The organism is Streptomyces sp. NRRL F-5727, assembly GCF_000719555.1.
Classification (GTDB): domain Bacteria; phylum Actinomycetota; class Actinomycetes; order Streptomycetales; family Streptomycetaceae; genus Streptomyces.
In genome coordinates this window covers 31,874-57,866 of the sequence record NZ_JOGX01000026.1, presented here as the reverse complement: position 1 = coordinate 57,866, position 25,993 = coordinate 31,874, and the positions used below count along the sequence as shown (strand labels likewise).

Genomic DNA, 25,993 nt, shown 5'->3' with positions numbered 1-25,993 from the left:
GTTGCCGGAGCATCATGACCGCCGACTTCGAAGCCGCGCCCGACCCGCAGAACGCCGAGCCCGTCGGCGACCCGACGCTCATCCGGCTCCGGTCGGACCTGGCGGCGCTGAGGCGGCTCGGGAAGCAGTACGACAGGGTGTCCGGAGGCGACGCGGAGGGCGTGCTGCAGTTGGTGGCGCCCTGGCTGCCGGTCGCCGAGGGGCGTCTACAGGCGGCGGAGGGTTCGCCCAGCGACCAGGCCCGCTGGCAGAGCCTCATCGACGAGGTACGCACCAGTTCCGAAGCCGACTTCGTTAGGGCGAGCTCGGCCGCGAGGCTGCTGTTGCGGGAGCTGACGGAGGCGTTCTTGCCGGGGCCGAGCGTGAGCGAGATCGCGGACCGCGTGCGCAGGGGGATTGCCGACGGCGTCCTTCCCCCGGGAACCCTGCTGTCGCGTCTTCGGATCCTGGCGGATGCAGGACTGACTTCGGCCTCTGGCACGCGGGTGGACCTCGCTCTCCAGGACCTCGCGGCCGACGGCCTGGTCGTGGTCCGGCACTCGAACCAAGTCCTGGTGGCGGGCAGGAAGACGTGTGACCAGGTCACCGTCGCGGCCGACTTGCTGCGCACACTGGTGTCCACCGGTATCTATCCCCCGTTGTCGTCCCTGCCCGGCCAGCAGGATCTGTCCCGGCTTCTCGCCGCCGAGAGGCCGATCGTCAGCCGGGCCTTGCACCGGCTGCACGAGGAGGGGTACCTCTCCGTCCAGCCCAGCAGGCGAGCGGTGGTCCGCCCGGTGCCGCCGGTCCCGGTGAGCGGGCCGCCCACGCTGGAGGACTTGGTTAGGCGGCTGCGTAGTGCGGCGCCGTCCGGTACAAATCTCGACCGCGCCGGCCTCCGCAAGAGCTGCCGCCGTGCCAAGGTCTGGTGGCACCGCCGCTCGGCCCCCGACGCCGAATCGCTGCGGGAGGTGCGCCAGAGCCTGGTCGCCTCCGCTGCGGATCTGCTCCCGCTCGCCGCCCGCCGGCGCCCGGACGCCCCGGACGCACACGCCGTCCTCGGGTACACCGTCACCGCCGCGCTGCACGACTGGCCGGCGGAGCGGGAGATCGAGGTCTGGCGTCTGGCGTGCGTGGCCACCGCCGTCCTGGACGTCCTCGACCTCGCGGGGGATGCCGCGTGAGCACCGGCCGCCTGCCCCAGCCCCGGAGCGCGATGAGTACCGCCCCGATGCACCCCTACCTCGCGCGCGAACTGATCGCCCGGGCGGAGAGGGCTGACGAGCACTGGGCCCGGCTGGCCCGGATGCAGCCGGCCGACCAGCTGGTCGGCGCCGGCCGCCACATGGATCACGTCAACACCGCGTTCCTGGCGCGGGCCATCTCGGACTACGGCTGGCCCGGCGTGCCGCTCGTCGGCGAGGAGGGCGGGAGGGCCGCGTGGCGTCTCGCCCTTCGCGCCGACACCCGGGCCGACATCCAGCGGCTCGCCTCCCGGCTGATGCACGAGGCCGTGGACCGGGGCACCGCCTCTCTGTGGCAGTGGGCTCATCTCTACGACCGGTGTCTCGTCAACGGGGACCTGCCGCAGCTTTACGGCACCCAGTACCGCCTCGGCCCCGAGGGGCCCGAGCGGCAGGCGGTGTCCGAACCGGCCGGCGACCTCGACGCGCGCCGGGCCGCGGTGGGACTCCCGCCCGCCGGCCTCGCACTGGAAAAGCTGCGTGACCGTCTAGCCGCGGACCCGTGCTTCGGCGCGGCGGCGCCCGCTGTCCTCGTGGGCGCGGCATGACCACAGCTGCCGCCTCGGAGGCGGCCGAGAGCCTCCGGCAGAAGGCCCGAGGGCTCGGCGACGAGGGCCTGGCACGGGCGCCGGACGATGAGGACCTGCCACCGCAAGACCATTACGACACCCGGCTGGGCTCGTTCGGCAGGCCGAACACACGTGCCGGCCCGCCATCAACTGACGCCGAAGGGCCGTCCCGCACCGTCCTGACGGCGCGGACCTGAACCGGGGCCTTCCTCACCCGAGGGAGGCGGCGCACCCGTCCGCGCCCCGGCCGCACCTCCGTGGGGGAGCTCGCGGCCGGCCCTCCCCCCTTCGCCTGGACCAGGAGTCCGGGGACGGCACGGCACCCCACACCCCAAGATCACCCCTTTTATGCAGATACGCCCCCTGGGAGTGGGGGGCAGTGCCCTGGCCGACCACTTGGTGCGGCAGCGGCCGCAGACCGGAGGAAACCGATGACCTGGTGGGGAGCCCTGTTCGTCGCCACGTTCTGCGGCGCGGCTCTCTTCCTCGTGGAGATCGTGCCCCGCCTGCCGGGCCGGCGCCCCGGCAACACAGGAGCAGCGCCACCGCCCCACGACGACAAGCACGCCCAAGACGACCAGAAGGGAGCCTGCCCATGAGGGCCTCTTCGACGATCCGCCGGAACGCCGCCCCGGCACTCCCCCCAGCGGACCCCGGCATGCCCGGTCCCGACCGGACGGGGGTTGGCGCGCAGCAGCTCCCCCGCGCCCACGGAGCAGGTGCGGGTCCTGACCTTCCGATGCTCCTCACCCTCCGCGAGGAGCTGCGCTCGGGCGTCTGGCGGCCCGGGACGGTGCGCACCCAGGCCGGCCTGCGGGCCCGTTTCGGCGAGACCCAGCTCATGGCCACGGCCGTGACCCGTGTCCTGCGTGACGAGGGCCTGGTCGCGCTCGACGGGTTTCCCGGTGTGCGGGCCCTCGAGCCCGCAGGCCGGCCGCAGCGCCGCACCAGCACCGCGACCGACCTGGTCGTGGAGGCGATCCGGCGGCGGCTCACCGACCACACCTACCAGCCCGGCGAGCGAATGCCGTCCCAGCAGTCCCTCGCCATCGAGTTCGACACGTCACGGACGACGGTTCAGGTGGCCTTGGTCCAGCTGAGGCTGGAGGGCCTGCTGCGCCCGAACCAGACGTTCGAGACGCCCGGGACGTACGTCCTCGACCCTTCGCGGGAGGCCCGGGAGGCTCTTCTCCTGGCCGACCTGCGGGCAGCGATGCGCCGGGGCGGGTGGACGCGGGCGGAGTACCCCGACGTCGTCGAGCGCGCGCTGCACGTTCTCGTCGGCTCCGCCGGACGAACGGGGGGCGAGCCGTGACCGACGCCTTCACCGTGGTCGTCGCCCTGCTGCCGCTCGGCCTGACCGGGCTGAGCGTCCGGCTCAGGCAGAAGAAGCCCGCGGCGGCCGGACCCCGACGAGACCGCCGGCTTCCTCGTCTACCGCGCCGCCTCCCCGTTCTCGACTTCGGAGTGACCGTGCCTCTTCTCCCTCTCCGCCGCCCGGCGGACCCGGCCGTCGCACGGACGGCGACCATGCTGACAGCCGACATCGACGCGCTACGGCCGGTGACCGGCCGGCGCACCGACTGGCCGGTGGAAGCCATCGAGGGTGCCTTCCACCGCGTCTACGCCTCGACGCAGCCGTGGCTCAGCCTCGCCCGGACCCGGCGCGACACGACGGACTCGCCGGCCGACCGGGCCCGGTGGGACGTGTGGATCGCGGCGCTCACCCCTCCCGAGCAGTCGGTCCGGGGCACCTACGCCCAGGCGTGCGTCCTCGTCGGCCAGGGCCGGGAGATGCTGCGGGCGCTGCGCGAGACGCTCGCCCCCTGCCCCTCGGTCGGGTCGGTCGCCAAGGAGATCGAACAGCTCATCCAGACAGGGGCGCTGAAGCCCGCCGCCCGGATTCCCCGCCGACCGCTGGCCAGGCGTCTTCGGGTGCCGGCCGCGTACGTCGACCTGGCGCTCGCGGACCTGGCCGAAAGGAAGCTGGTGGAGCTCCGCGCCAGCGGAAGCGCCGTCGCACTGGACACCGGCGCCCGCGCGAGTGCTCCCGGTCTCCAGCAGAGCCCCGCTGTAGATGAGACCGCGGCGGGAGCGGCATGACCGCCCTCACGCCCTCGCTCGTCACGGCTTCCTTGCCTCCCCTGGAACGGCAGGTCCTGGAGCTGATCGCCGACGGCCACAGGGACCCGGAGGTGGCGGCCCGGCTCGGGCTGGGAACCGTCGCGCGCGTGCGGTACCGCCTCGACCAGATCGCCCGGTGCTTCGGTCTGGAGACCGTGGTCCGGCCGCATCTCGTCCACCACGGCTACGCCTGCGGCGCTGTGCCACCTCCCCCTCTGCTCCACCCGCTCCTCCTGGACGCGGACGGGTTCGACGTGGTCCGTGCGCTCGCCGCCGGCAAGACCCTCACCGCCTACGCACGCCGGCGGGCAATGACCTCCTACCAGGCGACCTACCTGCTGGAGAAGACCTCCGCCAGGCTCAAGGCCACGACGCGGCCCTCGCTGATCCGGCACGCCTGGCAGCGGCAGATCCTCGGCAACGTCCCGTTCGCCGCCGACCTCGCCGCCCTGCACGCCCAGCGTTCGCGCCTGCCAGAGACCGGGCGGGGGCTGATCGTGCCCCTGCTCAGCGGCTACCGCCTGGCGGCCCCGGCCACCGGGCGCTCCCCCACCCGGCACCTCGACATCGCCGACGGCGAGGAAGCGCTCGTCGCCGCCCGCTTCCTCGCCGACCGCGAGGGCTACGCCCCCCTGTGGGTCACGAAGCCCTCGCAGCCCGGCCGACCGTACCGCGTGAGCTGGGGCTGGCGGGACGCGGCGTTCCAGCCGCGGCACGGCTTTGCCGCCGACCCGATCCTCGGCCCTGATCGTCGCCGGTCCGCCTGATCCCCGGCCGCTTCCGGCCTCGCCCGCCTCTGTCCTCTTCCCTGCTCCTTCTCGCTCAAGGACTGCCGCATGTGCCAGCACCAACCCGCCTGCCCCACCGCCGACTCCGCCGACCGGGAGGCGGCCCGCCCGACCGCGTCCCACCCCGAGCAGGGCTGGACCCTGCTGTGCAACGGCGTGCTGCTCTTCGAGGACACCGGCGAGCTGCTGCCCGACGGCCGGATCATCGCCCCGCACCGCCCCACGACGGCGGTGGCCGCGTGACTGCCCTGCCCTACATCCCCCGCCAGCACACCGCCGGCCCCACGCTCGCCGCCGGTCCGCGGATCGAGGACCACGGGCTGCTGGGCGACCAGAAGGGCAGCGCCTTGGTCCGCCGGGACGGCTCCGTCGTCTGGCTGTGCATGCCGCGCTTCGACTCCCCCGCCGTCTTGGCAAGCCTCCTGGGCACCGAGGACCACGGCTTCTGGCAGATCGCGCCCGCCTGCCTCATGGACGCCACCGCCGTCCCGGGCTCGAGCCGCCGGTACGTGGGCGACTCCCTTGTCCTTGAGACCACATGGGTCTGCGACACCGGCACGGCTGCCGTCCGCGACTTCATGGTGCCCGGCGGCGGGTCCCCGCGCCTGGTGCGGATCGTGACCGGCGTGACCGGCAAGGTGACCATGCGGTCGCTGCTGCGGGCCCGCCCGGACTACGGACGCACCGCGCCCCGGATCACTGCCTTCGACCACCGGCACGCCATCGACCTCCCCCAGGGCGAAGACGCCCGGCTGTGGCTCGACGCCGACGCCCGCGTACGCATCGAAGGCTCCGATCTCGTCGCGGACTTCACCGTCGCGGAAGGTGAGACGGTCGCCTTCGGGCTCTCCTGGCGGGAGGGCGTGGACAGTCCGCCGCCCGTCCCCGTCGACGACGCCCTGCTGCAGTTCACGCTCGACTTCTGGGAGGCGTGGGCGGCCCGCTGCACCTACACCGGTCCGGACCGCGAGGCGGTCGTCCGCTCCCTGCTCACCCTGGGCGCCCTGATCTACGCCCCGACGGGCGCGATCGTGGCCGCCCCGACCACCTCCCTGCCGGAGGAGATCGGCGGCACCCGCAACTTCGACTACCGCTACGGCTGGCTGCGCGACGACGCCTTCGCCGCCGGCACCCTTCGCCGGTACGGATACCTGCGCGAGGCGCTCTCCTGGGCGATGTGGGCGGCGCAGGCCATCAGCGGCGCCGGTCGCCTGCAGATCATGTTCGGTGTCGGCGGCGAGACGGAGCTTCCCGAGCGGGAGCTGGACTGGCTGCCGGGGTACGAGGGATCGAAGCCGGTCCGTATCGGCAACGCCGCCGCGGGCCAGCTCCAGATCGACGTCTACGGCGAACTCTCCATGGAGCTCCACGAGCTCGCCCTGGCAGACGGCAGCTGGGCCCGGCGTCTCGGCGCTCTCGTCGTCGCGCTCGCCACGGAACTGGAGCAGGTCTGGGGCCGGCCGGATTCGGGCATCTGGGAGATGCGCGGGCCCGAACGGCACTTCACCCACTCCAAGATGATGGCCTGGGCGACCGTCGACCGGGCCGTCCTCACCATCGAGGCCGGCCACGCCGACGGCCCCCTGGACCGGCTCCGGGCGCTGCGCGAGAAGATCCACGCCGAGGTGTGCGAGCACGGATACAACTCCGACCTCAACGCCTTCACCCAGTCCTACGGGTCGCGGGAGCTGGACGCCTCGCTCCTGCACGGCCTGCTCGCCGGCTTCCTGCCCGCCGACGACAAGCGCTTCATCGGCACCGTCGAGGCGGTCCAGCGCGAGCTGGGCACCGACGACGGATTCCTCCTGCGCTACCGGACCCACGCCGGCGAGGTCGGGGCCGATGGCTTCGCCGGTGAAGAGGGGCGGTTCCTCGTCTGCACCGGGTGGCTGTCCGAGGCCCTCGCCGCGATCGGCCGGCCCGACGACGCCCGCATCGCCCTGGCCAGCCTGCTCGCCATCCGCAACGGGCTCGGCCTGCTCGCCGAGGAGTACGACCCCGCCACCGGCCGCCAGCTCGGCAACTTCCCGCAGGCGTTCAGCCACATCGCCCACCTCGACGCGACCGCCAAGACCGCAAGCCCCGAAGCCTGCGGCATCCCCGAGCCGGCGGGAGCGGAGTCGTGACGACCAGGACCCGACCGCGTCCGGCCCTGAGCCGCTGGGACATGCCGCACTGGATGCCGGACAGCAGCCAGACCCTGCCCGCCCGCTGCGGCGAGGACTTCACCGCGATCCGCGTCCCAGCCGACCTCGCCCGCCCGGCACTGACCGCGCTGGGGCCGCGCACCGGCCCCGTCCTCGCCAACCGCACGACGCGGGCCTGGCACTTCCTCCTGCCGTCCGGCTCCGTCCTCCCGGAGGACTGGCCCCACGGCGTGCGGGTCATGCCGAAGGGCCGGTCCATAGGCATCCCCCCGCTGACCACGACCGGCGGCCTGGACGTCCACTGGGCCGTGCCCCCCGGCCTGGGCTCCACCTCGCCCGCCGACCTGCACCGCGTGCTGCACGACCCCCGGCTCCTGACCGCCCGCGATGCTCCCTCGCCGGCCGAACCGCCGGGCACCGCGGCGGCGCTGGTCCGCGCAGCCGCCACAGTCACGCCGCGCCCGCTCACCCCGGCCCAGCGGGACGTCGGGCGGCTGCTGCTCACCGGGGCGTCGGATGCGCAGATCGCCGAGGAGCTGAGCCTGCCTGTCGGGATCGTCCGTCGGCACCTGACCTGGATCGGCCGCCGCTTCGGCGCCCCGACCGCCGCCCGCAGGGCCGCCGCCCTGCTCGCGGGCGGCCACGTCTCTCCGCCTCCGGTGTCGATGCTCGCCCCTGACCTCGCCAAGGCCGACCCCACCGTCCTGCGCGTCCTCGCCGGTCTCGCCACGGAGGACGACCTTCCCGAAGACCTTCGGCCCGCCGGCCCGTTCCTCGACCGCGTCGGCGAGCTGCGTGAGCGGTGCGGCGCCCGCAGCGACACGCACCTCATCGCCCTGGCCGCCGTCTGGGAACTCCTTCCCGGCCTCGTCCACCCCGCTCCCGAAAAGGAGCAACTTCCGTGATCCGCAAGGCACGCTTACCCGTTCCCGCCTTCAGAGGCGGGTGGTCCGCCCTCGATCTCCTCGAAACCGTGCCCGGTCTCATGCTCCTCGGCGTGAATGCCGCTGGTCTCGCCCTGACCGGAAGCCTGGTCGCCGACGAGTTCGACAGGGTCCGCGGCCTCGCCGCCGCGTCCGTGCCGGACCTGGAGCCGCACGCCGAAGAGCAGCCGCACGACGCGGCCAACGCCACGGCAGGCACCAGCACCCGCACCTACCGCTACGCGCCCGACGCGCCGGGGCCCGCCCACCAAGACGTTCCGCTGACCGACGGCGCCGTCCGCGGGGAGGGCTGGTCGTGACCCCTGATCCGTTCGCCCCCTACATCGGCGACCGGCCGCCCACGCTGGAGGAGCTGGACCGGGAGCTGGCGAAGACCGCCGCCGAGCACCCGGCCGTCTGCACCCTCCGCGAGATCGGCCGCTCCCGCGCCGACCGCGCCATGACCATGTTGACCCTGCCCGGCGGCCCCAAGCAGGTCCTCGTCATCGGCGCCCCGCACCCGAACGAGCCGATCGGGCTCGCGGCGATCCCGGCGCTCGCCAGGTACATCGCCGAGCACCCCCAGGCCCGGGAGGAGGTCTCCTGGCACCTCGTGGGCTGCGCCGACCCCGACGGCGTCGCCGCCAACCAGGACTGGTGGTCGACGACCTGGCCGCCGACGCTGGAGTCGTACCACCGCGGCATGTACCGGCCCGTGGCCGCCGCTCAGCCCGAGTGGACCTTCCCCTCCCCCGCCTTCGACGCGACTCTGCCGGAGACCCGCGCCCTCATGAGTGTGATCGACGACCTGCGGCCGGCACTGACCGTCTCGCTGCACGGCAGCGACTCCGGCGGCGTGTGGGCGATGGCCTCCCGCGCCGAGCCCGCCCTCCCCCAGACCATGGCGGATCTGGCGGCACGGTACGGCCTGCGTGTCGAGGAGACCCCGTCGGACTGCATCGGTCTGCCCTCCTTCGGAGCAGGCGCATTCCTCTTGGCGCCGCCGGCCGTCACCGAGACGGACGGTCCTCGCGGCGGGGGCGACGACCGCGAGTGGGAACCTGCCGGATCCAGCAGCGCCCACTACACCGCCCGGCACGGCGGCTTCGGTCTCTTCCCGGAGGTCCCGATGTGGGCCTCCGCCCCCATCAGGCTTTCCCCCCAGGAGACCATCGGGATTCTCGAGGACGCCCGCTGCGTACTCGGCGACCTCATCGCCGAACTCATGGCGGCTTCGGACCAGGAAACCGTGTTCCTGGCCTCCGCGAAGGAGATCTGCTCGATCACTCGCCTGATGGTCCGGCAGATCCAGGAGACCCCTGAGGCCAGTCGGGAGCAGGACCTCGTCCTCCTCATTCCGGCGCGCGCCGCGGGCATGCTCCTGCGGCACGCTGACCAGTTCCTCGCCGCCGCTCCGGACTGCGAACAGCGCCAGGCTCTGCGAGCGAAGAGCGAGGCCGTCCTTCTCTCCTGGTGCCACCGGGCGGAGAAGTCCCTCAGGCCCCGGCCCATGCCGCTGTCGCGTACGGCCGGCTACCAGGCCGAGATGGTCCTGGCCACGGCGGGACTGCTCTCAGCAGTGCCTCCTGGCGTCCCTGGACCGGAGGGCTGGGCGTGACCCGCCGCACCGTGATGGCCATCGGCGTGCTTGTCCTCTTGCCACCCCCGGGGATGCTGTGGCGCGCGCTCGCCCGGCGCCTGCTGGGAAGGGGCGTTGGGGGTATCGCAGCCGTTCAGCGAAGCTCAGTGAACGGCTGGTGCACCGGGCAGCGCGTGCTGCCACTGGGCTGGTTCCATCGCGGTGGCGGCGTCCGCGAGGCTGCGGGCGGAGTCGGTCTTCAACGCGGCGTGACACCTTTCGATCTTGCCGTCGGTGCGGTATCCGATCGCCCGGTACTCCAAGGCGCGATAGAGGCAGTCCAGTTTGTCGGCGTCACGGGCACACCTGGCTTCGAGGGTCTCCCCGGCTTCGAACTCCTCGACGGCCGCTGTCACAGCGTCTCCGAAGGCCGGGTGGGCCCCGGCCACTTGGTCGGCTGTCACCTTCCGGGGGTCGGCGGTCGTGACGTAGCGGCGGGTGACCGGCGTCTGGTCGCCGATGCGGGTCTCATGAAGGTCGTGGAGCGTGCACAGCAGGGCGGTGCGGGCGGGGTCGGCGCCTTCCATCGTGGCCAGTGCGACGCCGATGACGGTGGTGCGGTGGCTGTGCTCGGCGACGGTCTCGGTGGCGGAGAGGGGGACGCCGTCGTAGGGCCAGCCGGTGCGCGGCTGGTTGCGCAGGGCTCCGGCCTCGAAAAGAAGGGCGGCTGTTGCGGCGGTCTCGGCGTCGGTGGGTGCGGGTTCGGGCACGTCGTGGCTCCTGGCGGTGCGTCAGTTCGTCTGCTGGAGACGGTAGTGGACCGCTTCGACGTCGTGGCGCGATACCGGCGACAGGACCCTGGCGTCGAGCAGTTCGACGGCGCGGTCACTCAGGTGCCGGGCGGAGGCGGGATCGGCGAGCGGAAGCCAGGGGTGGAGGCGGAGCAGGGTGTGGAGGGAGTGCACGTACAGGTCGACGGTGCCGGGTGCGTCGTGGAGCGAGCCGGTCAGCTGCTGGAACAGGTGGGGCGGATTCCACGCGGTCGGGTCCGGTCGGTGGAGGAAGTCGTCGTCCGGCTGGGTGGGTGGCATGGAGCCCAGCCAGTAGGCCCAGTAGGCGAGGTTGGCGAGCTCGCTGTGCTGGTCGGCGGCCAGGGCGTCGACGAAGTCGTACAGGGGCACGGGGTCGCCCCGGCGGGCGGCGACCGTCGCGGCGGTGCGGGCCTCGATCCACCGTGGCGTGTAGTCGCGCAGTGCCAGGGCCGGGCGCATGGTGCGCAGCGCCTGCTCGGCCCAGTCCTCGGCGTCGGGGGCGGGGTCGTAGGAGGCGAGGTAGAGGCTCTGGCGGCGCAGGAGCAGTCCTCGTTCCCCTGCTCGACCGGCGCTTTCCGCGGTCCGGCGAAGCTGGGCGAAGAAGTCCGCCCGGTCGGCGGCCGAGAGCTGGGGGCCGGCAGGAGCCGGGCCGCGGCGCCGGCGGTTGGCGTGCGGCTGCAGGGCGGGCGGGATGATGCCACGTACCGCCCAGGCGACCAGGTGCGCCGTCTCGCGGGACTGAACCCAGCCCGCCAGCGGGTGGTCGGCGGGGTCTGCCGAGGGGTGCAGCACGGCGGTGAGGATCCGGTCGGCGTCCATCGCGGCGTCCAGCCAACAGAGCAGGGATCCGTCGGCGCCCAGGGGCGCCAAGGTCCGGCGCAGCTGCAACAGGTCCATCGCGCGGACGTTACCGAGCGGCCGGCGCCCGCTCTCCCAGCCCTGGACGGTACCGAGGTCGATACCCAGACGCTCGGCCAGAACGGTCTGCGGAAGGGGGATGCTCTCGCGCAGCATCCGAAGGACGAACCCCGAGACCACGCCGATGCCGGTCCGACCCCCGCTCCCCATGGCGGTCCTTTCCGATCGCCCCGGCTGTACCCGCAAGGGCAAACCCGTACCGGGAGTGAGTCTTTTTCAAATTGCGCTCTTCCTAGGCTAGTTCGGCGAGCCGGACCGCCGTAGCGGTTCGAAGCATCGGCCGATGCGCGCAGCGCGATGCCGACCCCGTTCGATGCCCGGTCGTCCGGGTGCCGTTACCCGATTCCCTGTTCCTGCTTCCGGTCCGTCGTGCCCGTACGGGCAATGACCGGAGCGATCGTTCGAGAGGAGATCGACGTGCAGTCTCCGTTGGACCAGGCGAACTCCGCGCCGCCCGTCCCCGCCAGGCCCAGTGGGCCGACCTGGCTGGTGACTCCCGGTATCGCGCCCGCGCGTTTCGACACGGCAGTCGGATCCGGCGCCGAAGTGGTGCTGCTCGACCTGGAGGACTCGGTGCCGGCCGGGTCCAAGGCCGATGCCCGGGCGGCCGTGCTGGCGTTCGCCGGTGCCCGGACGCGGAGGTCCGACGGGCCGCTACTGGGCGTACGGATCAACGCGGTGGGCGGCGCCGAGGGCCTGCGGGACCTTGCCGCCATGGACGAGGAGAGGCGGTGGCCGGACCTCATCGTGGTGCCCAAGGTTGAGTCGGGCCGCGAGATCAAGGCCGTCGTGCAGGCCACGCGCGGGGCGCCAGCGCCGCCGAAGGTCTGGGCGCTGATCGAGTCCCCGCAGGGGGTCGTCAGACTTCCCGGCATCGTGCACGCCCAGGGCCTGGCGGGCGTGCTCTTCGGCGCGGCCGACTACGCGGCGGCGGCCGGATGCCAGCTCACGTCCCGGGCGATGTGGTACCCGCGCGCTCAGCTCGTCACTGAGGCAGCTGCCGCCGGGATTCCTGCCGTGGACTCCCCCTTCTTCTCCCTCGACGACCAGGACGGGCTGCGTCGGGACGCCCTGGAGGCGGTCGAACTGGGCTTCACGGGCAAGGTCGCGGTCCACCCGCGCCAGCTGAGCGTCATTGCGCAGGCATTCGCTCCGAGCCCGCGCGAGCTGCAGGCCGCTCGTGCAGTGCTCGCCGCCGCCGCCTCGGCGGCGAAGGCGGGTGGCGCCGTCACCACGGCGGACGGCGTGATGGTGGGGCCGCCGCTCGTCGAGGCCGCCCTCGCCGTCGTCCGCCGAGCCGGTCACCGCCCCGCCGTCACCACCACCTCTGTCACGAAAGTGAGCTGATGATGCAGAAGCAGCAGCCCTCGTTGCCCGTCCCGGCCGGGTTCCGCCAGGTGGAGGACGGCCGCCTCCGGGAGGTCGTCGGCCTGGGCCTGGACGACCTCGTCCCCGGCCTGGTCATCGAGCACCGGCCGGCCAGGACGGTGACCGAGGCCGAGCACGTCCAGGTCCTCGCGCTGATGGGCAACGAAGCGCCCATCCACTCCGACATCGAATACTGCCACAGCACCGGCCACCCGCGGGTTCTGGTGTGCGGGATGCTCACCCTCAGCATCGTGCTCGGCATGACGGTCCGCACGACCAGCGGCATGACCACCGGCAACCTCGCCCTGGACGAGGTCAGGTGGATGGTGCCCGTCCACGTCGGCGACACCCTGTCCGCGCGCAGCACCGTCCTGTCCGCCCGCCGCTCGAACAGCCGCCCCGACCAGGGCATCGTCACCTGCCGGGTCGACGGGTTCAACCAGCGAGGCGAGCTGGTCGTCACCGGCACCCGCACCTTCTTCGTCCCCGCCGACCCGGACGTCGTCCGCGACGCCACCGGCTACTAGAAGAAGAGGAGAGCCACCATGGACGTGGAGTTCACCGCGGCCGACGAGGCCCAGTGGGAGGAGTACAACGCTCTGGCCCGCCGCGCATACGGCCAGGCGGTGCCCGACGTCACCCGTCTGGGGCCGTACGCGGACCGACGGGTGGCGCTGCGCGGCGGCCGGGTCGTCGCCGGGGGCATGGGCATGCTCGTGCCGCAGTGGTTCGGCGGCCGGCCGGTGCCCGCCGCGAGCATGGGCTGCGGCTGCGTCGCCCCGGAGGAACGAGGCGACCGCCTCGCCGCCCGCCTCGCTCAGGAGCGGATGCGCGCCCTGCGGGACCAGGGCGCGGTCCTCGCCACGCTGTGGACGGCCTCCAACGGCTACGTACGGCGGCTGGGCTGGGAGGCCCCGGCGCAGGTGTTCTCCTGGACGGTGCCCACCGCCGCCCTCAAGCAGGCCGCCGCCGACACGATGGAGATCACCCACGGCGACACCGCGCAGCTCGCGGAGCTGCGGGACCGGCTGGCCGGGCGGTGGAACGGGCCGTGGCAGCGCCCCGCGTGGTGGGGCGCCTGGCAGCAGGAGCGGCATCCGGACCTGGAGACCTACGCGTTCGCCGGGCACGGGCGGGAGCCGAGCGGTGTCCTGGCGACGGCGACGCAGCGCACCCCGGGCGGCCGGCAGCTGGTCGTGCACGAGTTCTGGGCCGCCGACGCGCCGACCGCCGACGCGATGCTCGCCTTCCTCGGACGGCACCACGGCCGCACCGCCACCGTGATGTTCGAGCGCACCGGCCTGCCGCCCGGCCCGGTGCTGCAGCAGCGCCTCCCGAGCGTCGGCACGGCGACGGCCAGAGCCTGGCATCCGTGGATGCTGCGCGTCCTCGACCCCGCCCGCGCCGTCGAGCTGCGCGGCTGGCCCGGGCACCTGGACGACGAGATCGTGCTCGACCTCGCCGACCTGGACGGCGCCGGATTCAGCCGCCACACCTTGAGCATCAGCGCAGGCAGCGCCCGCCTCACTCCCGGCGGCGCGCAGCGCGGCCGTACCGCCGACGTCACCCTGACCATGGGGCAGTTCGCGCTCTGGTACGCCAGCGGCTACCGCAGTCCGGCCGGCGCCGCGCTGGCGGGCCTGCGCGGGGAGGAGGCCGTCCTCGCTCGCCTGCTGGCCGCCACCGTCGACCGGGAGCCGTGGCTCGCCGACTACTTCTGACCCTCGCACCCCGCCCGGCATCCGGCCGTTGAACCGGCAGGAACCGCCGCACGCCCCGCACACCCGCGTGTACGGCCCCACCGAATCCACCCGCTCCACGCCCGTTCGGAGACCGCACTTCATGACGACCGCCAAGCCCACCAAGCCCTTCCCGTCCGAGCTGCGCGACTGGGTCGCCGGCCACCTGCCCGGCCTGGACGCGAACGAGGACCGTTCCTGGCCGCGCAGCACCTCCCTCGTGTGGCGCGTGAGCGCGGCCGGCCGGGACGCCTATGTGAAGATCAGCCCCAGCGACCTCGACTTCGAGCGCGAGGTCGCCGGATACGCCTTCACCGCGGCGCACCTGGGCGAGACGGAGGCGCCGCGGCTGCTGGCCTGCGACCGGGGCCTGCGCGCGATCCTCAGCACGCCGCTGCCCGGCCGTGTCGTACGGGACCTGCCGCTGGAGGCCGGCGCCGAGCTGCGCCTGTACGAGGATGCCGGGCGGCTGCTGCGCCGCTGGCACGACGCGTCCGAGCCCGGTACGGACGCGGACCGCGCGGCGGTGCGGTCCGACATGGAGGCCAAGGCCCGGGAGGCCGCCGACTGCCTGGAGGAGGTCGCGCCGTACCTGGCCGCCGACCGGCTCGCCCTGGTCGAGGCCGCGTCGAAGGAACTTCCCGGACTCGCCGAGCAGCTGCCGCTGGTCTACCGGCACGGCGACTACGAGACCCGGAACTGGCTGTACGACGAGGACAGCGGCCATCACGGCCTGATCGATTTCGCGATGGCCGCGCACGGCGTCGCCGCGTCCGAGTTCGTGTGGCTGTGCGGCGCGGTCTGGTCCGTCCGCCCGGAGCTGCGTGAGGCGTACTTCGCGGGCTACGGCCGGCCGCTGACGGCCGAGGAGGACCGCCTGCTGCGTCTGCTGACCGTCCGCCTCGGCGTGTCCTACCTGCGCAACGGCCTGGCCAAGGGCCGCGATGAGCTCGTGGCGCGCGGCCACCTCGTCCTGGACCGGATGGCCGCACCCCGGCCGTAGTCCGCACGGCGCGCGGACCCGGCACCCGCCCGGGTTCGGGTCCGCGCTCTTTCTTCCTCTGTCTCGCAGCGATCCGGATCAGGAGGTGCTTGGTGAATCTCGTCCCCGGCCTGCCCGCTCACGCCGCGTCTGCCGTGTGGGGCGGCGTCCCGCAGCCGCTGCGCGCCGCCGTCGAGTCCGCTGCCGGACCCGTCCTCAGCGCCGTCGAGGCTCCCGCGGGCAGGACCGCCTGGCTGCGCCTGTCCCTGGATGTCCCCGGGCGCCGGCTGTTCCTCAAGGCCACTCCGCTGTTCCACCGCCACGCGCCCACTCTGGACACCGAGGCGTGCCTCGCACCCGCCGTCCGCGCGCTCGCGCCCCAGCTGCTGCACCATGGCATCGCCGGCGCCTGGCGGTGGCTGCTGTTCGAGCACGTCCCCGGCCGGGCCGCCGACCTGTCCCCGGGCTCGGCGGACCGCGACGCCGCCGCCGGCACCCTGCGACGCCTCGCGGCCCTGTCGGCCCCCGCCGCCGCCACGCTGCGGGTTGAGGACCGCTGGGCGCACCTCGGCGCGGGCCTGGACCTCGGTCTGCTGGCCGGTGACCGGCTCGTGCACACCGACCTGAACGAGGGGAACATCCTCGTTCAAGGCGGCAGTGCCGTCCTGCTGGACTGGGCATGGCCCGGCCGGGGAGCCGGGTGGCTGAGCGCCGGGTTCCTGCTCGCGCAGCTGATCGACGCCGGTACCCCCGCGGCGGACGCCGAGGCGTGGGCCCGCCAGGCGCTGCCCGGCTGGGCCGCCGCCCCCACCGACGCCGCCGACACCTTCGTCACCGCGCTCGTCCGGCGCCGGGCCGAGCAGGTCGCCACCTGTCCTCCGGCTCGCCGCGCCGAGCGGGAGGGACAGCTGCGCTCCGCCGTGACCTGGCACCGCTCCCGCACCTGAACCGCTCCCCTTCTCCCGCCCCGTCGAACGGAGAACCATGTCCCACACCCCCGTCCGCAGGCCCGCCGCCGAACCGGCGAACGTGCAGGTGCCGATCGCCTACGTCGAGGACCTGATGGCCCGGGCCTGCACGGCCGCGGGCGTCGGCGACAGCGCGGCCCGCCTGGTGGCCGCCCACTTCCTGACCGGAGAACTGCGCGGCAAACCGTCCCACGGGCTGGCGAAGTTCGCCTTCGAATCGCGGTTCTTCCCCGAGCGGCAGGCCCCGCCCGAGATCGTCCGCGAGCGCGGGGCGTTCGCCGTCGTCGACGCGCACCGTGAGATCGGACCGCTCAGCGCCGGTTTCGCGACCACTGCGGCCATCGAGCGGGCCCGTCGTCTCGGCGTCGGTCTGGTCGGGGTCATCAACTCCCAGCGCTACGGCGTCCTGTCCACGTTCACCGAGGCTATCGCCGCACAGGGCCTGGTCGGCATCGCCGCCAACACCTCCCGGGCCGAAGCCGTCCCGGCCGGCGGCGCCACCCCCGTCCTCGGCGTCAACCCCCTCTCCTTCGCCCTGCCCACCCTCGGCGAGCCCCTGAGCGCGGACATGGGCACCACGCTGGCGCCGATGGGCGTGCTGTGGGAGCACCGCCGCTCGGGCCGGCCTCTGCCCGAAGGGTGCTTCGTCGACGCCGGCGGCCGTGCCACCCGCGACCCCCACGCCGCGTCCTCCGCGATCGTCTTCGGCGACCACCGCGGCCTCGCCCTGTCCCTGCTCGTGCAGGCTCTGACCGGCTCCGTGTTCGGCTTCCCCATGGGAGACGACGTCGACTCCACCTGGACCACCGGATACGCCTTCCTCGCCCTCGACCCCGCCTTCGCCGCCCCCGACAAGGACGCGGCCGTCGCGAACACGCGCCTCGCCGACCGGCTGCGGGACGCGGCGACGGCCGACGGCACGTGGCGCGTGCCCGGCGACCAGGGCCGCGCCCTCGAAGCCGCCGCCCGCGAGAAGGGCACCATCCCCGTCCCCGGGCCGCTGCTCGCCCGCCTGTCCGCCCGCGCGGCTGGCGACTTCACCTCCGGCTGAATCCCAGGAGACCGACTTGACCCGCTTGCAGTTCCACTGGTTCCTGCCGACCGGCAGCGACGGCCGCACCCTGACCACCGGGATGCGCGGCGTCCACGGGCCCGGCCACGACACGACCACCGGCACCGCCCCGGGTGCCGACCGGCACCGCGCCCCCGACCTGCGCTACATGGCCCAGATCGCGCAGGCCGCCGAGCACATGGGGTTTGACGCGATCCTCACCCCCGCCGGCACGTTCAACGAGGACCCGTGGGTCACCTGCGCCGCCCTCGCCCAGGCCACCGAGCGCCTGAAGTTCCTGGTCGCGCAGCGCCCGGACTCGATATCCCCGACGCTCGCCGCGCAGATGGCCGCGACGTTCCAGCGGCAGACCCGGGGCCGGCTGCTGCTGAACGTCGTGACCGGCGGCGATGCGGCCGAGCAGGCCCGCTTCGGCGACCACCTCGACAAGGCCGCCCGCTACACCCGCACCGACGAGTGGCTGACCGTTCTGCGCGGCGCCCTGTCCGGCAAGCCGTTCGACTTCACCGGCACGCACTACGACGTACGGGGAGCCACCGTCTTCTCGCCCCCTGGCCCGCTGCCCGGCGTGTACTTCGGCGGCTCCTCCGCCGAAGCCGCCCCCGTCGCCGCCCGGCACGCGGACGTCTACCTCACGTGGGGCGAACCGCCCGCCGACGTCGCCGCCAAGCTGGACCGCATCCGCGCCCTGGCCGCCGACGCCGGTCGCAGGGCGCCGCGGTTCGGGATCCGGTTCCACGTCGTCGCCCGCGACACGAGCGAGCAGGCGTGGGCCGCTGCCGAGCGCCTGCTGACCGGCATCGACCCCGAGCACGTCGCCCGGGTGCAGGCCACCTTGGCCCACAGCCAGTCCACCGGGCAGGCCCGGCAGAGCAGCCTGCACGCCGCCTTCCGGGACAGCGGCCGGACCTCCGACCTGGAGGTGTGGCCGAACGTGTGGGCGGGGGTGGGGCTGCTGCGCGGAGGCGCCGGCACCGCGCTGGTCGGTTCGCACCGTGAGGTCGCCGACCGGATCACCGAGTACGCGGACCTCGGCATCACGGAGTTCATCCTCTCCGGGTTCCCCCACCTGGAAGAGGCGTACGAGGTCGGCGAGGGCGTCCTGCCGCTGCTCGGCGCCGGCATCGGCCGCGCGGCGGTGGGCCGGTGAGCGGCGCCGTGAACGTGCTGGTCGTCGGGGTCGGGCCGCACACCCGCCTCAACCACCTGCCCGCGCTGGCCGTCGCCCAGGACGCGGGCCTCGCCGGCACCGTCACAGGCATTGACCTGCCCGACGCGGCTGCCGCCGCGGTCGAGTACGGCACGCCGGGCCGGCCCCGGCGGATGCTCATCGTTCCCGTCGAGCCCTTCCCCGTCTCCCGCCGGGCCCTGCCCGACGGGGTGCGGGGCGTGCTGGAGGGCGTGGTGGAGCGGGAGCGAATCGGGGCGGTCGTGGTGGCGACCGAGCCGTCCGTACACCTGCCCTACACGCTGTGGGCGATGGAGCGGGACCTGCCGGTACTCCTCGACAAGCCGCTGACCGTGCATCCCGGCGCGTCCACCGACCCGGTGGCCGCGCAGGCGATCGCCGACGACTTCGACACCCTGCTGGACGCCTACCGGGCGGCGCGGCGGCGCGATCCGCGGATGGTGGTCAGCGTGATGAGCCAGCGCCGCTGGCACCCCGCGTTCCGCCGGGTGCGGGAGCTGATCGCCGAGGTCGCCGAGGCCACGAACTGCCCGGTCACCTCGGTCCAGTCCAGTCACGGCGACGGCCAGTGGCGGCTGCCGGACGAACTCGTCGACCTCGGCTATCACGGCTTCGACCGCGGGTACGGCAAGGCCGCGCACTCCGGCTACCACCACTTCGACACCGTGCCGTGGTGGCTGTCCGCGGGCGAGCGACCTGGCAAGGAGATCGACGAGATCGAGGTCCACGCCGCGTGCACCCGGCCCGCCGACTTCCTCGCCCAGCTCACCGTCGCCGACCACGCCCGGCTGCTGCCCGGCTTCGCCGACCGCAACTCGTACACCGAGCAGGACCTGGACCGGCTCACCGCCGGATTCGGCGAGGTCGATGTGTTCCTCAACGTCACCTACCGCAGCCGCGGCCGGGTGATGGCGCTCGGCAGCCACAACCTCGCCCACACCACCTTCTCCCAGCGCGGCAACCTCCACGCTGTGGCCGGCGGCCTCTACAAGGGCAACGGCCGCATCGGGCAGGAGGTCCACCTCATCCAGCAAGGGCCCTTCCAGGCTCTGCATCTGCACGTCCTGCAGACCCTGCACGGCGACGAGGACGGCATCGACGAGCGGGCGGCGGGCGGCGCGGACCACATCGAGCTACACGTCTTCCGCAACGACCGCCTGGGGCTGGGCTGGGAACGCCACCGCGCGCTCGGCTTCACCGACCTCGTGGAGGACTGCGGCGACCAGACGGTGCTGCCGACCCAGCGCTCGGCCCGCACCTGCGCCGTCACCGAGTTCCTCGCCCACCTGGCCGGCCGCGTCCCCCGCGCGGAGCTGGCCTCGGACCTGGCCGACCATCGGCGCCCGGCCCGGTTGATGGCAGGCGCCTACCTGTCGATGTCCCGCCGCTGGACCGCGGCCGGCCGGCCCGCCGACCCCGTCGTCCTCAGCTTCCGCCCCACCGCCCCGGCCCCGCGCGCCGGGCACGCCCTCGCCTCCCTGGGAGCCATGCGATGACCTTCCCCCTCGCCTCCGGCCACATCGCGCCCGGTCTGGGAGCGGTCCTCGGGCCGCACCTGCAGCAGGTCCTCGCCGCGTGCCGCCCCCACACCGGACGCCTCACCAGCGTCGAGGAGTGCCTCGGCGGCAACGTCGCCCACGTCTTCCGTGTCCGCGGCGAGGCGGGCAACGTCGTCGTAAAGATCCGCGGCCACTGCTTCGCCAGGATCCGGCACATCGCGACCGACCCGGTGCTCATCGCGGTCGAGCACCGGGCCCTGACGCTGCACCACGGCCTGCTGCCTGACCTGTTCCCGCAGGTCCTGGCGTTCCTGCCCGACGCACACGCTATGGTGATGACCGACGTCTTCCCCGACGGCCGGACCTGGCGCGAGCACCTCGACCAGCGCGCCGCCACCTCCGAGGAATGCACACGCCTGGCCACCGCCCTGACCCGCATCCACCACGCCACCGCCGGCCTGCCGCCGCTGCGTGACGGCGACGGCGACGGCCTCTTCCGCGCCGAGCACGCCTACGGCTACTGCCTGCGCTCCAGCGGCCACCCCGTCCTCGACGAGGCGTGCCGCCACCTGGACGCTCTGCCCGGCCGGCAGCTGATCCTCGGCGACGCCTGCCCGAAGAACCTCAGCCTGGCGGCAGGACGGACCGCGTTCGTCGACCTCGACAACGTGCACACGGGCACGCCGCTGTTCGACCTCGGCTACCTCCTCGCCCACCTGGTCCTGCACCACATCACCCGGCCGTCGCGCCTGCACCCGCTCGCCGGCGCGTTCCTCGACGCCTACACCTTCCCGGGCCCCGCCCGGCCCTGGCGCGACGACGACCTCCTCGCGGCGGTGGCCGCCGGGGTGCTGCTGTACCGGCTGGAGGCGCGCACCGTCCCCTACCCGGCGACCGCGCCGCCCGCCGCTGCCGGCCGTCTGCGCCACAGCCTGCGGCGCCTGCTGGATGCCGGGCCGTTCACCGTCCGCGACCTGCTGGATGCCGCCGCCGGGCCGGTGACGTCGTGAACGCGCCCTTCGCTCCGCCCGGCGGCACGCCGGAGCAGGACCCGCTCGCCGAACTGCGTGCCCGCGGCATCCACGTGCCCAGCGTCCAGTCGCTGGCCCGCGACCAGAGCCCGTTCGCCTGCCCCGCCCCGGCACGGACGCTCATTCTCGCGCCGGGCGTCGTCCTCACCGCCCGACCGATCGGCCTCGGCGGCGGCTGCCTGACCAATGCCTACACCCTCACCCTCGACCTCGACCGCGCCGACTGCCGGCCCGTCTCCTGCCCGCGCGGCTTCCACCTGCGCCGCCTCGTCACCGGCCCCGTCGCCGCCGCGGTCTCCGGCACCTTCGCCTACATCTCCGACGACCCCGCCTACCAGCCCGCCGAACCCTGCCTCGACCTCGCCGTCCGCGACCACGACGTCGTCAGCCTGCCCACCGTCACCAAACCCGCTCTCCTCATCCACCACGGCCGTCCGCTCGTGCGCACCCTGGCCGCCACCGGCACCCTCACCGTCGCCGGCCACCCGCACACCTGGACCGGTTCGAAGGACCCCACGCCGAGCCCGGCTCCGGCCGGCCACCTCACCGTGTTCGGTGCGGCGAACTGCCGCATCCGCTACCACGACGATCCCCGCACGGGCTTCCGCCGTGACGTCGACCCGGCCGCCAACACCACGCCCCGCGATCCGCAGGCCCTCGACTGCACCGTCTCCCTCTCCCCCGCCGGGGCCAGGATCACCGCCCTGCATCCCGGCGGCGGCGCCGACCTGTTCGCCGGCGCCTACATCCTGCGCGCCCACCACCCCTGGCCCGCCCACCTCGTCACGAACGCACCCGTCCGCGTCACGGCCGTCGACGCCTTCGCCACCGCCGGCATCGAAAGCGCCCTGTCCCTGGGCCCGTCCGCCGCCGACGCCGCCGCCGGCCGCACCGCGCCCTGGGACCAGAGCCTGGGCACCAGCCCGTTCCGCCCCGGCGTCCGCTACGCCCGTACCCTGCTCGCGCTCGGCGGCCGGCATCTGACCCTGACCGTCCTGGACGGCGCGCCCCTCGCCCCCGCGTTCCAGGGCGTCACCGTCCAGGAGGCCGCCGAGCTGTGCGGGCGGGCCGGCCACGACCCGGCGGCGGTGTTCCACCTCGACGGCGGCCAGACCTCCAAGATCGCCTACCGGCACGGGCGCGGACCGGCGGATGCCGTCGGCAGCCTCCATTACCTGCGCTGGCCCCGCGACGAGCACGAGCCCTTCCGCTGGCAGGGCCTCGACGGCCGCCGTCTGCACAGCGCCCTGCAGATCACCCCCCACGAGGAGTCCCGTTGACCGCCTCCCGGTCCGTCCTGGTCGTCGTCGCCCACCCCGACGACGCCGAACTCGCCATGGGCATGCGAATCCGCGACCACGTCCTGGCCGGCGACCGTGTCCGAGTCCACTGCCTGACCGCCGGACGCCCCGGCACGGCCGAGGCCACGAGGCGCCGCGACGAGTGCCTGGCCGCCGCGAAGGTCCTCGGTATCGGCGGATACACCTTCTCCCAGATCCCGGACACCCGTCTCACCGACCACCGCGGCGCCGTCAACGCGGCCTTGTTCGACACCTTCGCGATCGAGCGTCCCGACGTCGTCTACACCCATCACCCCGACGACCAGCACCTCGACCACGCCGTCACCGGCGAAGAGGCCACCACCGTCGCGATGCGCGAGGCCGCCGACCTGATCCACTTCCGCTCCCCCTACAGCCGGCACTTCGAGCCGAACCTCTACTTCGTCGGCACCCCAGAGCTCCTGGCCGCCAAGCAGGAAGCGCTGGCCTGCTTCTCCTCCCAGGAACAGCTCGACATGAAGGTCTTCAGCGGGCTGACCGAACTGGCCTACCGGCAGCACGTGCACCACCGCGTCGTCGAGCGCTTCCCCGACGGCGCCCACGGCGCCGAGATGTTCCGCACCGTCCGCCAGATCCTCCATGCCTTCCGCCCGTAGACGAGGCCACCGACGCCCCTTTTCCACCCCCCTGCCGACCGCATGACCAGGAAGACACACCTGATGGTCACTCTCACGCACAGCTTGGGACCGCCTGCTCCAGGCCGCAGCGACAGACGGGTTCTACGAGCTCAAGCGAAGCCGGGACAGCAAGCCCTCCTTCGACTGATCGAATCCGCCCCTACCGTTTCCGAGCACGAAGGCTGACATCCATGGTTCGGCAGCGAGGCGAGCACGGTCGCCGACGTGCTGACGAGTGCGCCCCTGGCACGAGCGCCCGGGACCACCGGTGCTCAGGCACAGCGCATCTAGGCCGGTGCCGTGACCGCTCGCCTGATGCGGTGTCCGACAAGACGCTCGGCTACATCCAGCGGGTACCAGCCAGCGCCGGCCACCTCGGACTCCTGAATGCGTCCGACGTCACCGCGGACCGTGGTGAAGGCGTATCCGATGTCCAGGTGGTAGTGCTCCGGCTCGTCCTTCTGCGGCCGGGCCGGCACCTTGCCGTACTCGACGTAGACGGGAGTCGGGGACACCACGGAGACCTGCCGGGGGTCCATGCCGGTCTCCTCGGTCAGCTCGCGCACCGCCGCCTCGACCAAGGTGGTGTCGGTCGGCTCAAGGTGACCGCCGGGCTGAAGAGTGAGGCCGTAGGCGAGGTGCTCGATGAGGAGGATCTCGGCGTCCTCGCGGACGAGCAGGGCACCGACGGTCACGTGCATGGGGAACCTGCGCCGCGAGGCGAAGTCCCGGCCTTCCGCCAGAAGGCGCAGAGGCTCCGACAGCTGCTCGGCTTCGTCCGGGTGGCGCTGCAAGTAGGCACCGAGAGCATCCGAGATGTCGGAATCAGAGATTGCCACGATTCGACTCCAGCGAGGGGTACGTGCGGGGAGGGTCGCACTCTACAAGTCCGGCGGGGGCCGTGGTTCACCGCCGCGCCCGCCTTCACCATAAAGGGTTCGCCCTCGGCGTTTCGGCCAACCCCCTTGCACAGAAGGTCCGTTGGGGGGCCTGGGTGGGTGCATTCCCCACGCTCCGACACGCGCCGAATCTCGGGGAACCAACAGCGTCCGAAAGACACCAGTTCGATATCCCGGCGGGGTCGTTGAGCTTCACGACCCGCGCCGGCCGACCGCTCAGGAGGAACCGCCGTTGACCTCGAAACCCCTGAACGAGCAGCAGAACACGCCCCCTCCGCCGCCGCCGGCGGAGATCACCTACACAGGGCAGTACTCCATCAACCCCCTCGCCGAGGTGTCCTTCCGGCGGATGTGCGCGCAGATCCCCGCCGTCCTGGGCCGGATCGCGCGGCTGTCCTGGCGGATCGACCGGGGGGCCGTGCAGCTGCTTCTCGGCTGCCAGCTGGTCACTGGCGTCTCGGCCGCCGTGCTGCTGACGGCCACCGCCCGCGCCATGGAACCCGTGCTCGGAGCCGGGTCCGCCGGAGACCGCCTGCAGGGTGCCCTGCCGGCGCTGCTCGTGGTGACGGTCGCCGCCGCCGTGGCTCGGACAGCGAAAGCGGTGGCCTCGTACGCGGGGCGGCGGATCACGCCGCGGTTGACGACGGAGATGGATTCGGCGCTGGTCGAGGCGGTGTGCCGGGTGGAGGCGGCTGCGTACGCGGAGGACGGTTTCTCCGACCGGCGTGAGGCGGCCGAGATGGGGGTGATGCGCACCCACGTGATGGTGGCCGACGCGCAGCAGTTCGTGTCGGCGGTGATCCGCATGGCCACCGCCGGTGGCGTGTTGTCCGTGCTGAACCCGCTGATGCTGCCGCTGCTGATGCTCGCCGTGCTGCCGGCCGGTGTCGGGGCCGTGCTGAGCGCGCGGGTGGACTACGAGATCCACTACGGCAACATCGCGGACCGCAACAGCCGCGGCATGATGCGCTGGTGGGCCACCGAGTCCAAGTACAGCGACGAGGTCCGCGCGAACTCCATGGTCGGCTATCTCGTCTACTGGTACCGGGCCCTGTCAGATCGGTGCGACCGGCGCACCCTGGCCGCCTCGCCACGAACCCTGCGGATCGCTCTGTTGTCCGCGCTCGCCGGCGGCATCTGTCTGGCGGCGACGTGGGGTGCACTGGCGTGGCTGGCGGTCTCCGGCCGGATCGACCTCGCCGTCGCCGCGACGGCCGTGATCGCGGTGCAGACCATGCTCGCCGCTCTGACCCAGGTCGTCACCGCCGGCGCCGCGGTCTTCCACACCAGCCTGTACCTCGGTGACATGCAGAGCTTCCTCGCCGAGGCCGCCGACCGCGCGCCCCAGCGGGGTCCTTGCCGTCTGGCCGCGCCGGTAGCCGAGATCCGTCTGGAAGAGGTCGTCTACCAGTACCCGGGCAAGGACAAGCCCGCCGTCGACGGCGTCTCGCTGACCCTGCGGCGCGGCCAGATCCTCGCGATCGTCGGGGCGAACGGTTCCGGGAAGAGCACCCTGACCCGGCTGCTGACCGGCATCTACCTGGCGGACAAGGGTACGGTCTCGTGGAACGGCACCGACCTCGCCGACGCCGACCCGGCCTCGGTCTGGCGCCTGACCGGCCTGGTGCCGCAGATCTTCGGGCAGTGGCCGCTGCGCCTGCGCGAGAACGTGACCCTTGGTCAACCCCACAGCTACGACGACGCCCCGGTGTGGGAGGCGATCGACGCGGTCGGTCTGCGCGATGCCGTCGAAGACCTCCCCGCGGGTCTCGACACTCTCCTCGCCCGAGACCTCTGGGGCGGCACGGAGCTCTCCGGCGGTCAGTGGCAACGCATCGCCTGTTCCAGGGCCCTGTACCGCCGGCCCGAACTGCTCATCCTCGACGAGCCCACCTCCCAGATGGACCCCCGAGGCGAACACCAGATCTTCGAACAGATCAAGGCCATCGCCGCCGACCGCATCACCATCGTCGTCACCCACCGCCTGGAGAACACCAAGATCGCCGACCACATCATCGTGATGGAGCACGGTCGGATCACCGAGCAGGGCCGGTACGACGACCTCGCCCACGGCGGCGGAACCTTCGCCGAACTGCTGGAACTCTCCCAGGACCGCTGACCGACCTGCCCCCTGTCGCGTCCCGCCGGGCGGACAGGCCACATCAAGGAGGGCCCATGCACCCGTCCCCCGCCACCAGCGCCGCCT

The 25,993-nt window shown here is 73.3% G+C and carries 25 protein-coding genes; 22 read left to right on the top strand and 3 right to left on the bottom strand.

The window, feature by feature from the left end:
* The first annotated feature begins 14 nt into the window (after positions 1 to 14).
* From IF73_RS0119160 to IF73_RS0119115, 10 genes are all read left to right on the top strand, one after another.
* Positions 15 to 1,163, top strand: a complete 1,149-nt coding sequence (locus IF73_RS0119160) for a GntR family transcriptional regulator (RefSeq protein ID WP_051716999.1) — start codon at positions 15 to 17, stop codon at positions 1,161 to 1,163.
* On the top strand, positions 1,160 to 1,771 hold the full coding sequence (locus IF73_RS0119155) for a DUF6624 domain-containing protein (protein ID WP_051716997.1): 612 nt from the start codon (positions 1,160 to 1,162) through the stop codon (positions 1,769 to 1,771). The genes IF73_RS0119160 and IF73_RS0119155 overlap by 4 nt, the downstream gene beginning before the upstream one ends.
* A 760-nt stretch (positions 1,772 to 2,531) precedes the next feature.
* Positions 2,532 to 3,107: a GntR family transcriptional regulator gene (locus IF73_RS37770; protein WP_037879685.1), complete on the top strand. Its 576-nt coding sequence runs from the start codon at positions 2,532 to 2,534 to the stop codon at positions 3,105 to 3,107.
* Positions 3,104 to 3,895: a GntR family transcriptional regulator gene (locus IF73_RS0119145; protein WP_031009564.1), complete on the top strand. Its 792-nt coding sequence runs from the start codon at positions 3,104 to 3,106 to the stop codon at positions 3,893 to 3,895. The genes IF73_RS37770 and IF73_RS0119145 overlap by 4 nt, the downstream gene beginning before the upstream one ends.
* A complete protein-coding gene (locus IF73_RS0119140; RefSeq protein WP_031009562.1) occupies positions 3,892 to 4,683 on the top strand; it encodes a hypothetical protein in 792 nt (263 codons plus the stop codon). The genes IF73_RS0119145 and IF73_RS0119140 overlap by 4 nt, the downstream gene beginning before the upstream one ends.
* A 69-nt stretch (positions 4,684 to 4,752) precedes the next feature.
* Complete coding sequence (locus IF73_RS0119135; RefSeq protein WP_031009558.1) at positions 4,753 to 4,947, top strand: DUF5999 family protein; 195 nt, start codon at positions 4,753 to 4,755, stop codon at positions 4,945 to 4,947.
* Between the two features lie 5 nt (positions 4,948 to 4,952).
* A complete protein-coding gene (locus tag IF73_RS0119130; protein WP_234338279.1) occupies positions 4,953 to 6,830 on the top strand; it encodes a glycoside hydrolase family 15 protein in 1,878 nt (625 codons plus the stop codon).
* Positions 6,827 to 7,756, top strand: a complete 930-nt coding sequence (locus IF73_RS0119125) for a helix-turn-helix transcriptional regulator (RefSeq protein WP_234338275.1) — start codon at positions 6,827 to 6,829, stop codon at positions 7,754 to 7,756. Before IF73_RS0119130 ends, IF73_RS0119125 begins: the two co-directional genes overlap by 4 nt.
* Positions 7,757 to 7,848: 92 nt before the next feature.
* On the top strand, positions 7,849 to 8,094 hold the full coding sequence (locus IF73_RS0119120; RefSeq protein WP_234338274.1) for a hypothetical protein: 246 nt from the start codon (positions 7,849 to 7,851) through the stop codon (positions 8,092 to 8,094).
* Positions 8,091 to 9,392: a M14 family zinc carboxypeptidase gene (locus tag IF73_RS0119115; protein ID WP_051716996.1), complete on the top strand. Its 1,302-nt coding sequence runs from the start codon at positions 8,091 to 8,093 to the stop codon at positions 9,390 to 9,392. The genes IF73_RS0119120 and IF73_RS0119115 overlap by 4 nt, the downstream gene beginning before the upstream one ends.
* A gap of 125 nt (positions 9,393 to 9,517) precedes the next feature.
* On the opposite strand, the gene IF73_RS0119110 is transcribed toward IF73_RS0119115, so the two are convergent.
* Positions 9,518 to 10,123, bottom strand: a complete 606-nt coding sequence (locus tag IF73_RS0119110) for an HD domain-containing protein (RefSeq protein WP_031009544.1) — start codon at positions 10,121 to 10,123, stop codon at positions 9,518 to 9,520.
* A 21-nt stretch (positions 10,124 to 10,144) separates the two neighbouring features.
* Entirely contained in the window at positions 10,145 to 11,233 is a 1,089-nt protein-coding gene (locus tag IF73_RS0119105) for a helix-turn-helix domain-containing protein (protein WP_063833446.1), read from the bottom strand.
* A 234-nt stretch (positions 11,234 to 11,467) separates the two neighbouring features.
* Between IF73_RS0119105 and IF73_RS0119100 the strand changes: the two genes are divergently transcribed.
* The 11 genes from IF73_RS0119100 to IF73_RS0119050 all read left to right on the top strand — a co-directional run bounded on the left by IF73_RS0119100 (position 11,468) and on the right by IF73_RS0119050 (position 22,867).
* Positions 11,468 to 12,430 (top strand): HpcH/HpaI aldolase/citrate lyase family protein, encoded by a 963-nt coding sequence (locus IF73_RS0119100; protein ID WP_158822050.1) that lies wholly within the window; start codon positions 11,468 to 11,470, stop codon positions 12,428 to 12,430.
* Complete coding sequence (locus IF73_RS0119095) at positions 12,430 to 12,978, top strand: MaoC family dehydratase (RefSeq protein WP_234338273.1); 549 nt, start codon at positions 12,430 to 12,432, stop codon at positions 12,976 to 12,978. The genes IF73_RS0119100 and IF73_RS0119095 overlap by 1 nt, the downstream gene beginning before the upstream one ends.
* Positions 12,979 to 12,996: 18 nt before the next feature.
* Positions 12,997 to 14,172: a GNAT family N-acetyltransferase gene (locus IF73_RS0119090; RefSeq protein WP_031009529.1), complete on the top strand. Its 1,176-nt coding sequence runs from the start codon at positions 12,997 to 12,999 to the stop codon at positions 14,170 to 14,172.
* Positions 14,173 to 14,293: 121 nt separating this feature from the next.
* A complete protein-coding gene (locus IF73_RS0119085; protein ID WP_031009526.1) occupies positions 14,294 to 15,193 on the top strand; it encodes an aminoglycoside phosphotransferase family protein in 900 nt (299 codons plus the stop codon).
* 92 nt (positions 15,194 to 15,285) lie between these two features.
* A complete protein-coding gene (locus IF73_RS38705) occupies positions 15,286 to 16,119 on the top strand; it encodes a hypothetical protein (RefSeq protein WP_051716992.1) in 834 nt (277 codons plus the stop codon).
* A gap of 37 nt (positions 16,120 to 16,156) precedes the next feature.
* Positions 16,157 to 17,191 carry an Ldh family oxidoreductase gene (locus IF73_RS0119075; protein WP_078868132.1) on the top strand — a complete coding sequence of 345 codons (1,035 nt, stop codon included), beginning with the start codon at positions 16,157 to 16,159 and terminating at the stop codon, positions 17,189 to 17,191.
* Between the two features lie 82 nt (positions 17,192 to 17,273).
* On the top strand, positions 17,274 to 18,362 hold the full coding sequence (locus tag IF73_RS0119070) for an LLM class flavin-dependent oxidoreductase (RefSeq protein ID WP_420706566.1): 1,089 nt from the start codon (positions 17,274 to 17,276) through the stop codon (positions 18,360 to 18,362).
* Complete coding sequence (locus tag IF73_RS0119065) at positions 18,359 to 19,897, top strand: Gfo/Idh/MocA family protein (RefSeq protein WP_107049285.1); 1,539 nt, start codon at positions 18,359 to 18,361, stop codon at positions 19,895 to 19,897. The genes IF73_RS0119070 and IF73_RS0119065 overlap by 4 nt, the downstream gene beginning before the upstream one ends.
* Positions 19,894 to 20,910, top strand: coding sequence for a phosphotransferase family protein (locus tag IF73_RS38700; RefSeq protein WP_051716989.1), 1,017 nt, complete (start codon positions 19,894 to 19,896; stop codon positions 20,908 to 20,910). Before IF73_RS0119065 ends, IF73_RS38700 begins: the two co-directional genes overlap by 4 nt.
* The gene (locus IF73_RS41060; RefSeq protein ID WP_051716987.1) at positions 20,907 to 22,211 is read left to right on the top strand and encodes a hypothetical protein; all 1,305 of its coding nucleotides are present in this window, start codon (positions 20,907 to 20,909) and stop codon (positions 22,209 to 22,211) included. The genes IF73_RS38700 and IF73_RS41060 overlap by 4 nt, the downstream gene beginning before the upstream one ends.
* Complete coding sequence (locus IF73_RS0119050; RefSeq protein ID WP_031009512.1) at positions 22,208 to 22,867, top strand: PIG-L deacetylase family protein; 660 nt, start codon at positions 22,208 to 22,210, stop codon at positions 22,865 to 22,867. The genes IF73_RS41060 and IF73_RS0119050 overlap by 4 nt, the downstream gene beginning before the upstream one ends.
* 308 nt (positions 22,868 to 23,175) lie before the next feature.
* On the opposite strand, the gene IF73_RS0119045 is transcribed toward IF73_RS0119050, so the two are convergent.
* The gene (locus IF73_RS0119045) at positions 23,176 to 23,727 is read right to left on the bottom strand and encodes an NUDIX hydrolase (RefSeq protein WP_031009510.1); all 552 of its coding nucleotides are present in this window, start codon (positions 23,725 to 23,727) and stop codon (positions 23,176 to 23,178) included.
* A 409-nt stretch (positions 23,728 to 24,136) separates the two neighbouring features.
* Here IF73_RS0119045 and IF73_RS0119040 point away from each other — a divergent pair, with 409 nt between their 5' ends.
* A complete protein-coding gene (locus IF73_RS0119040; protein WP_107049289.1) occupies positions 24,137 to 25,906 on the top strand; it encodes an ATP-binding cassette domain-containing protein in 1,770 nt (589 codons plus the stop codon).
* The last annotated feature ends 87 nt before the right edge of the window (positions 25,907 to 25,993 follow it).

Excerpts from the sequence above, each read along its gene's own strand:
- IF73_RS0119160 (WP_051716999.1), top strand. The coding sequence starts at position 15 with ATGACCGCCGACTTCGAAGCCGCGCCCGACCCGCAGAACGCCGAGCCC.
- IF73_RS37770 (WP_037879685.1), top strand. The coding sequence starts at position 2,532 with ATGCTCCTCACCCTCCGCGAGGAGCTGCGCTCGGGCGTCTGGCGGCCC.
- IF73_RS0119140 (WP_031009562.1), top strand. The coding sequence starts at position 3,892 with ATGACCGCCCTCACGCCCTCGCTCGTCACGGCTTCCTTGCCTCCCCTG.
- IF73_RS0119135 (WP_031009558.1), top strand. The coding sequence starts at position 4,753 with ATGTGCCAGCACCAACCCGCCTGCCCCACCGCCGACTCCGCCGACCGG.
- IF73_RS0119105 (WP_063833446.1), bottom strand. The coding sequence starts at position 11,233 with ATGGGGAGCGGGGGTCGGACCGGCATCGGCGTGGTCTCGGGGTTCGTC.
- IF73_RS0119100 (WP_158822050.1), top strand. The coding sequence starts at position 11,468 with ATGACCGGAGCGATCGTTCGAGAGGAGATCGACGTGCAGTCTCCGTTG.
- IF73_RS0119095 (WP_234338273.1), top strand. The coding sequence starts at position 12,430 with ATGATGCAGAAGCAGCAGCCCTCGTTGCCCGTCCCGGCCGGGTTCCGC.
- IF73_RS0119090 (WP_031009529.1), top strand. The coding sequence starts at position 12,997 with ATGGACGTGGAGTTCACCGCGGCCGACGAGGCCCAGTGGGAGGAGTAC.
- IF73_RS0119085 (WP_031009526.1), top strand. The coding sequence starts at position 14,294 with ATGACGACCGCCAAGCCCACCAAGCCCTTCCCGTCCGAGCTGCGCGAC.
- IF73_RS0119075 (WP_078868132.1), top strand. The coding sequence starts at position 16,157 with ATGTCCCACACCCCCGTCCGCAGGCCCGCCGCCGAACCGGCGAACGTG.
- IF73_RS0119070 (WP_420706566.1), top strand. The coding sequence starts at position 17,274 with ATGCGCGGCGTCCACGGGCCCGGCCACGACACGACCACCGGCACCGCC.
- IF73_RS38700 (WP_051716989.1), top strand. The coding sequence starts at position 19,894 with ATGACCTTCCCCCTCGCCTCCGGCCACATCGCGCCCGGTCTGGGAGCG.
- IF73_RS0119040 (WP_107049289.1), top strand. The coding sequence starts at position 24,137 with ATGTGCGCGCAGATCCCCGCCGTCCTGGGCCGGATCGCGCGGCTGTCC.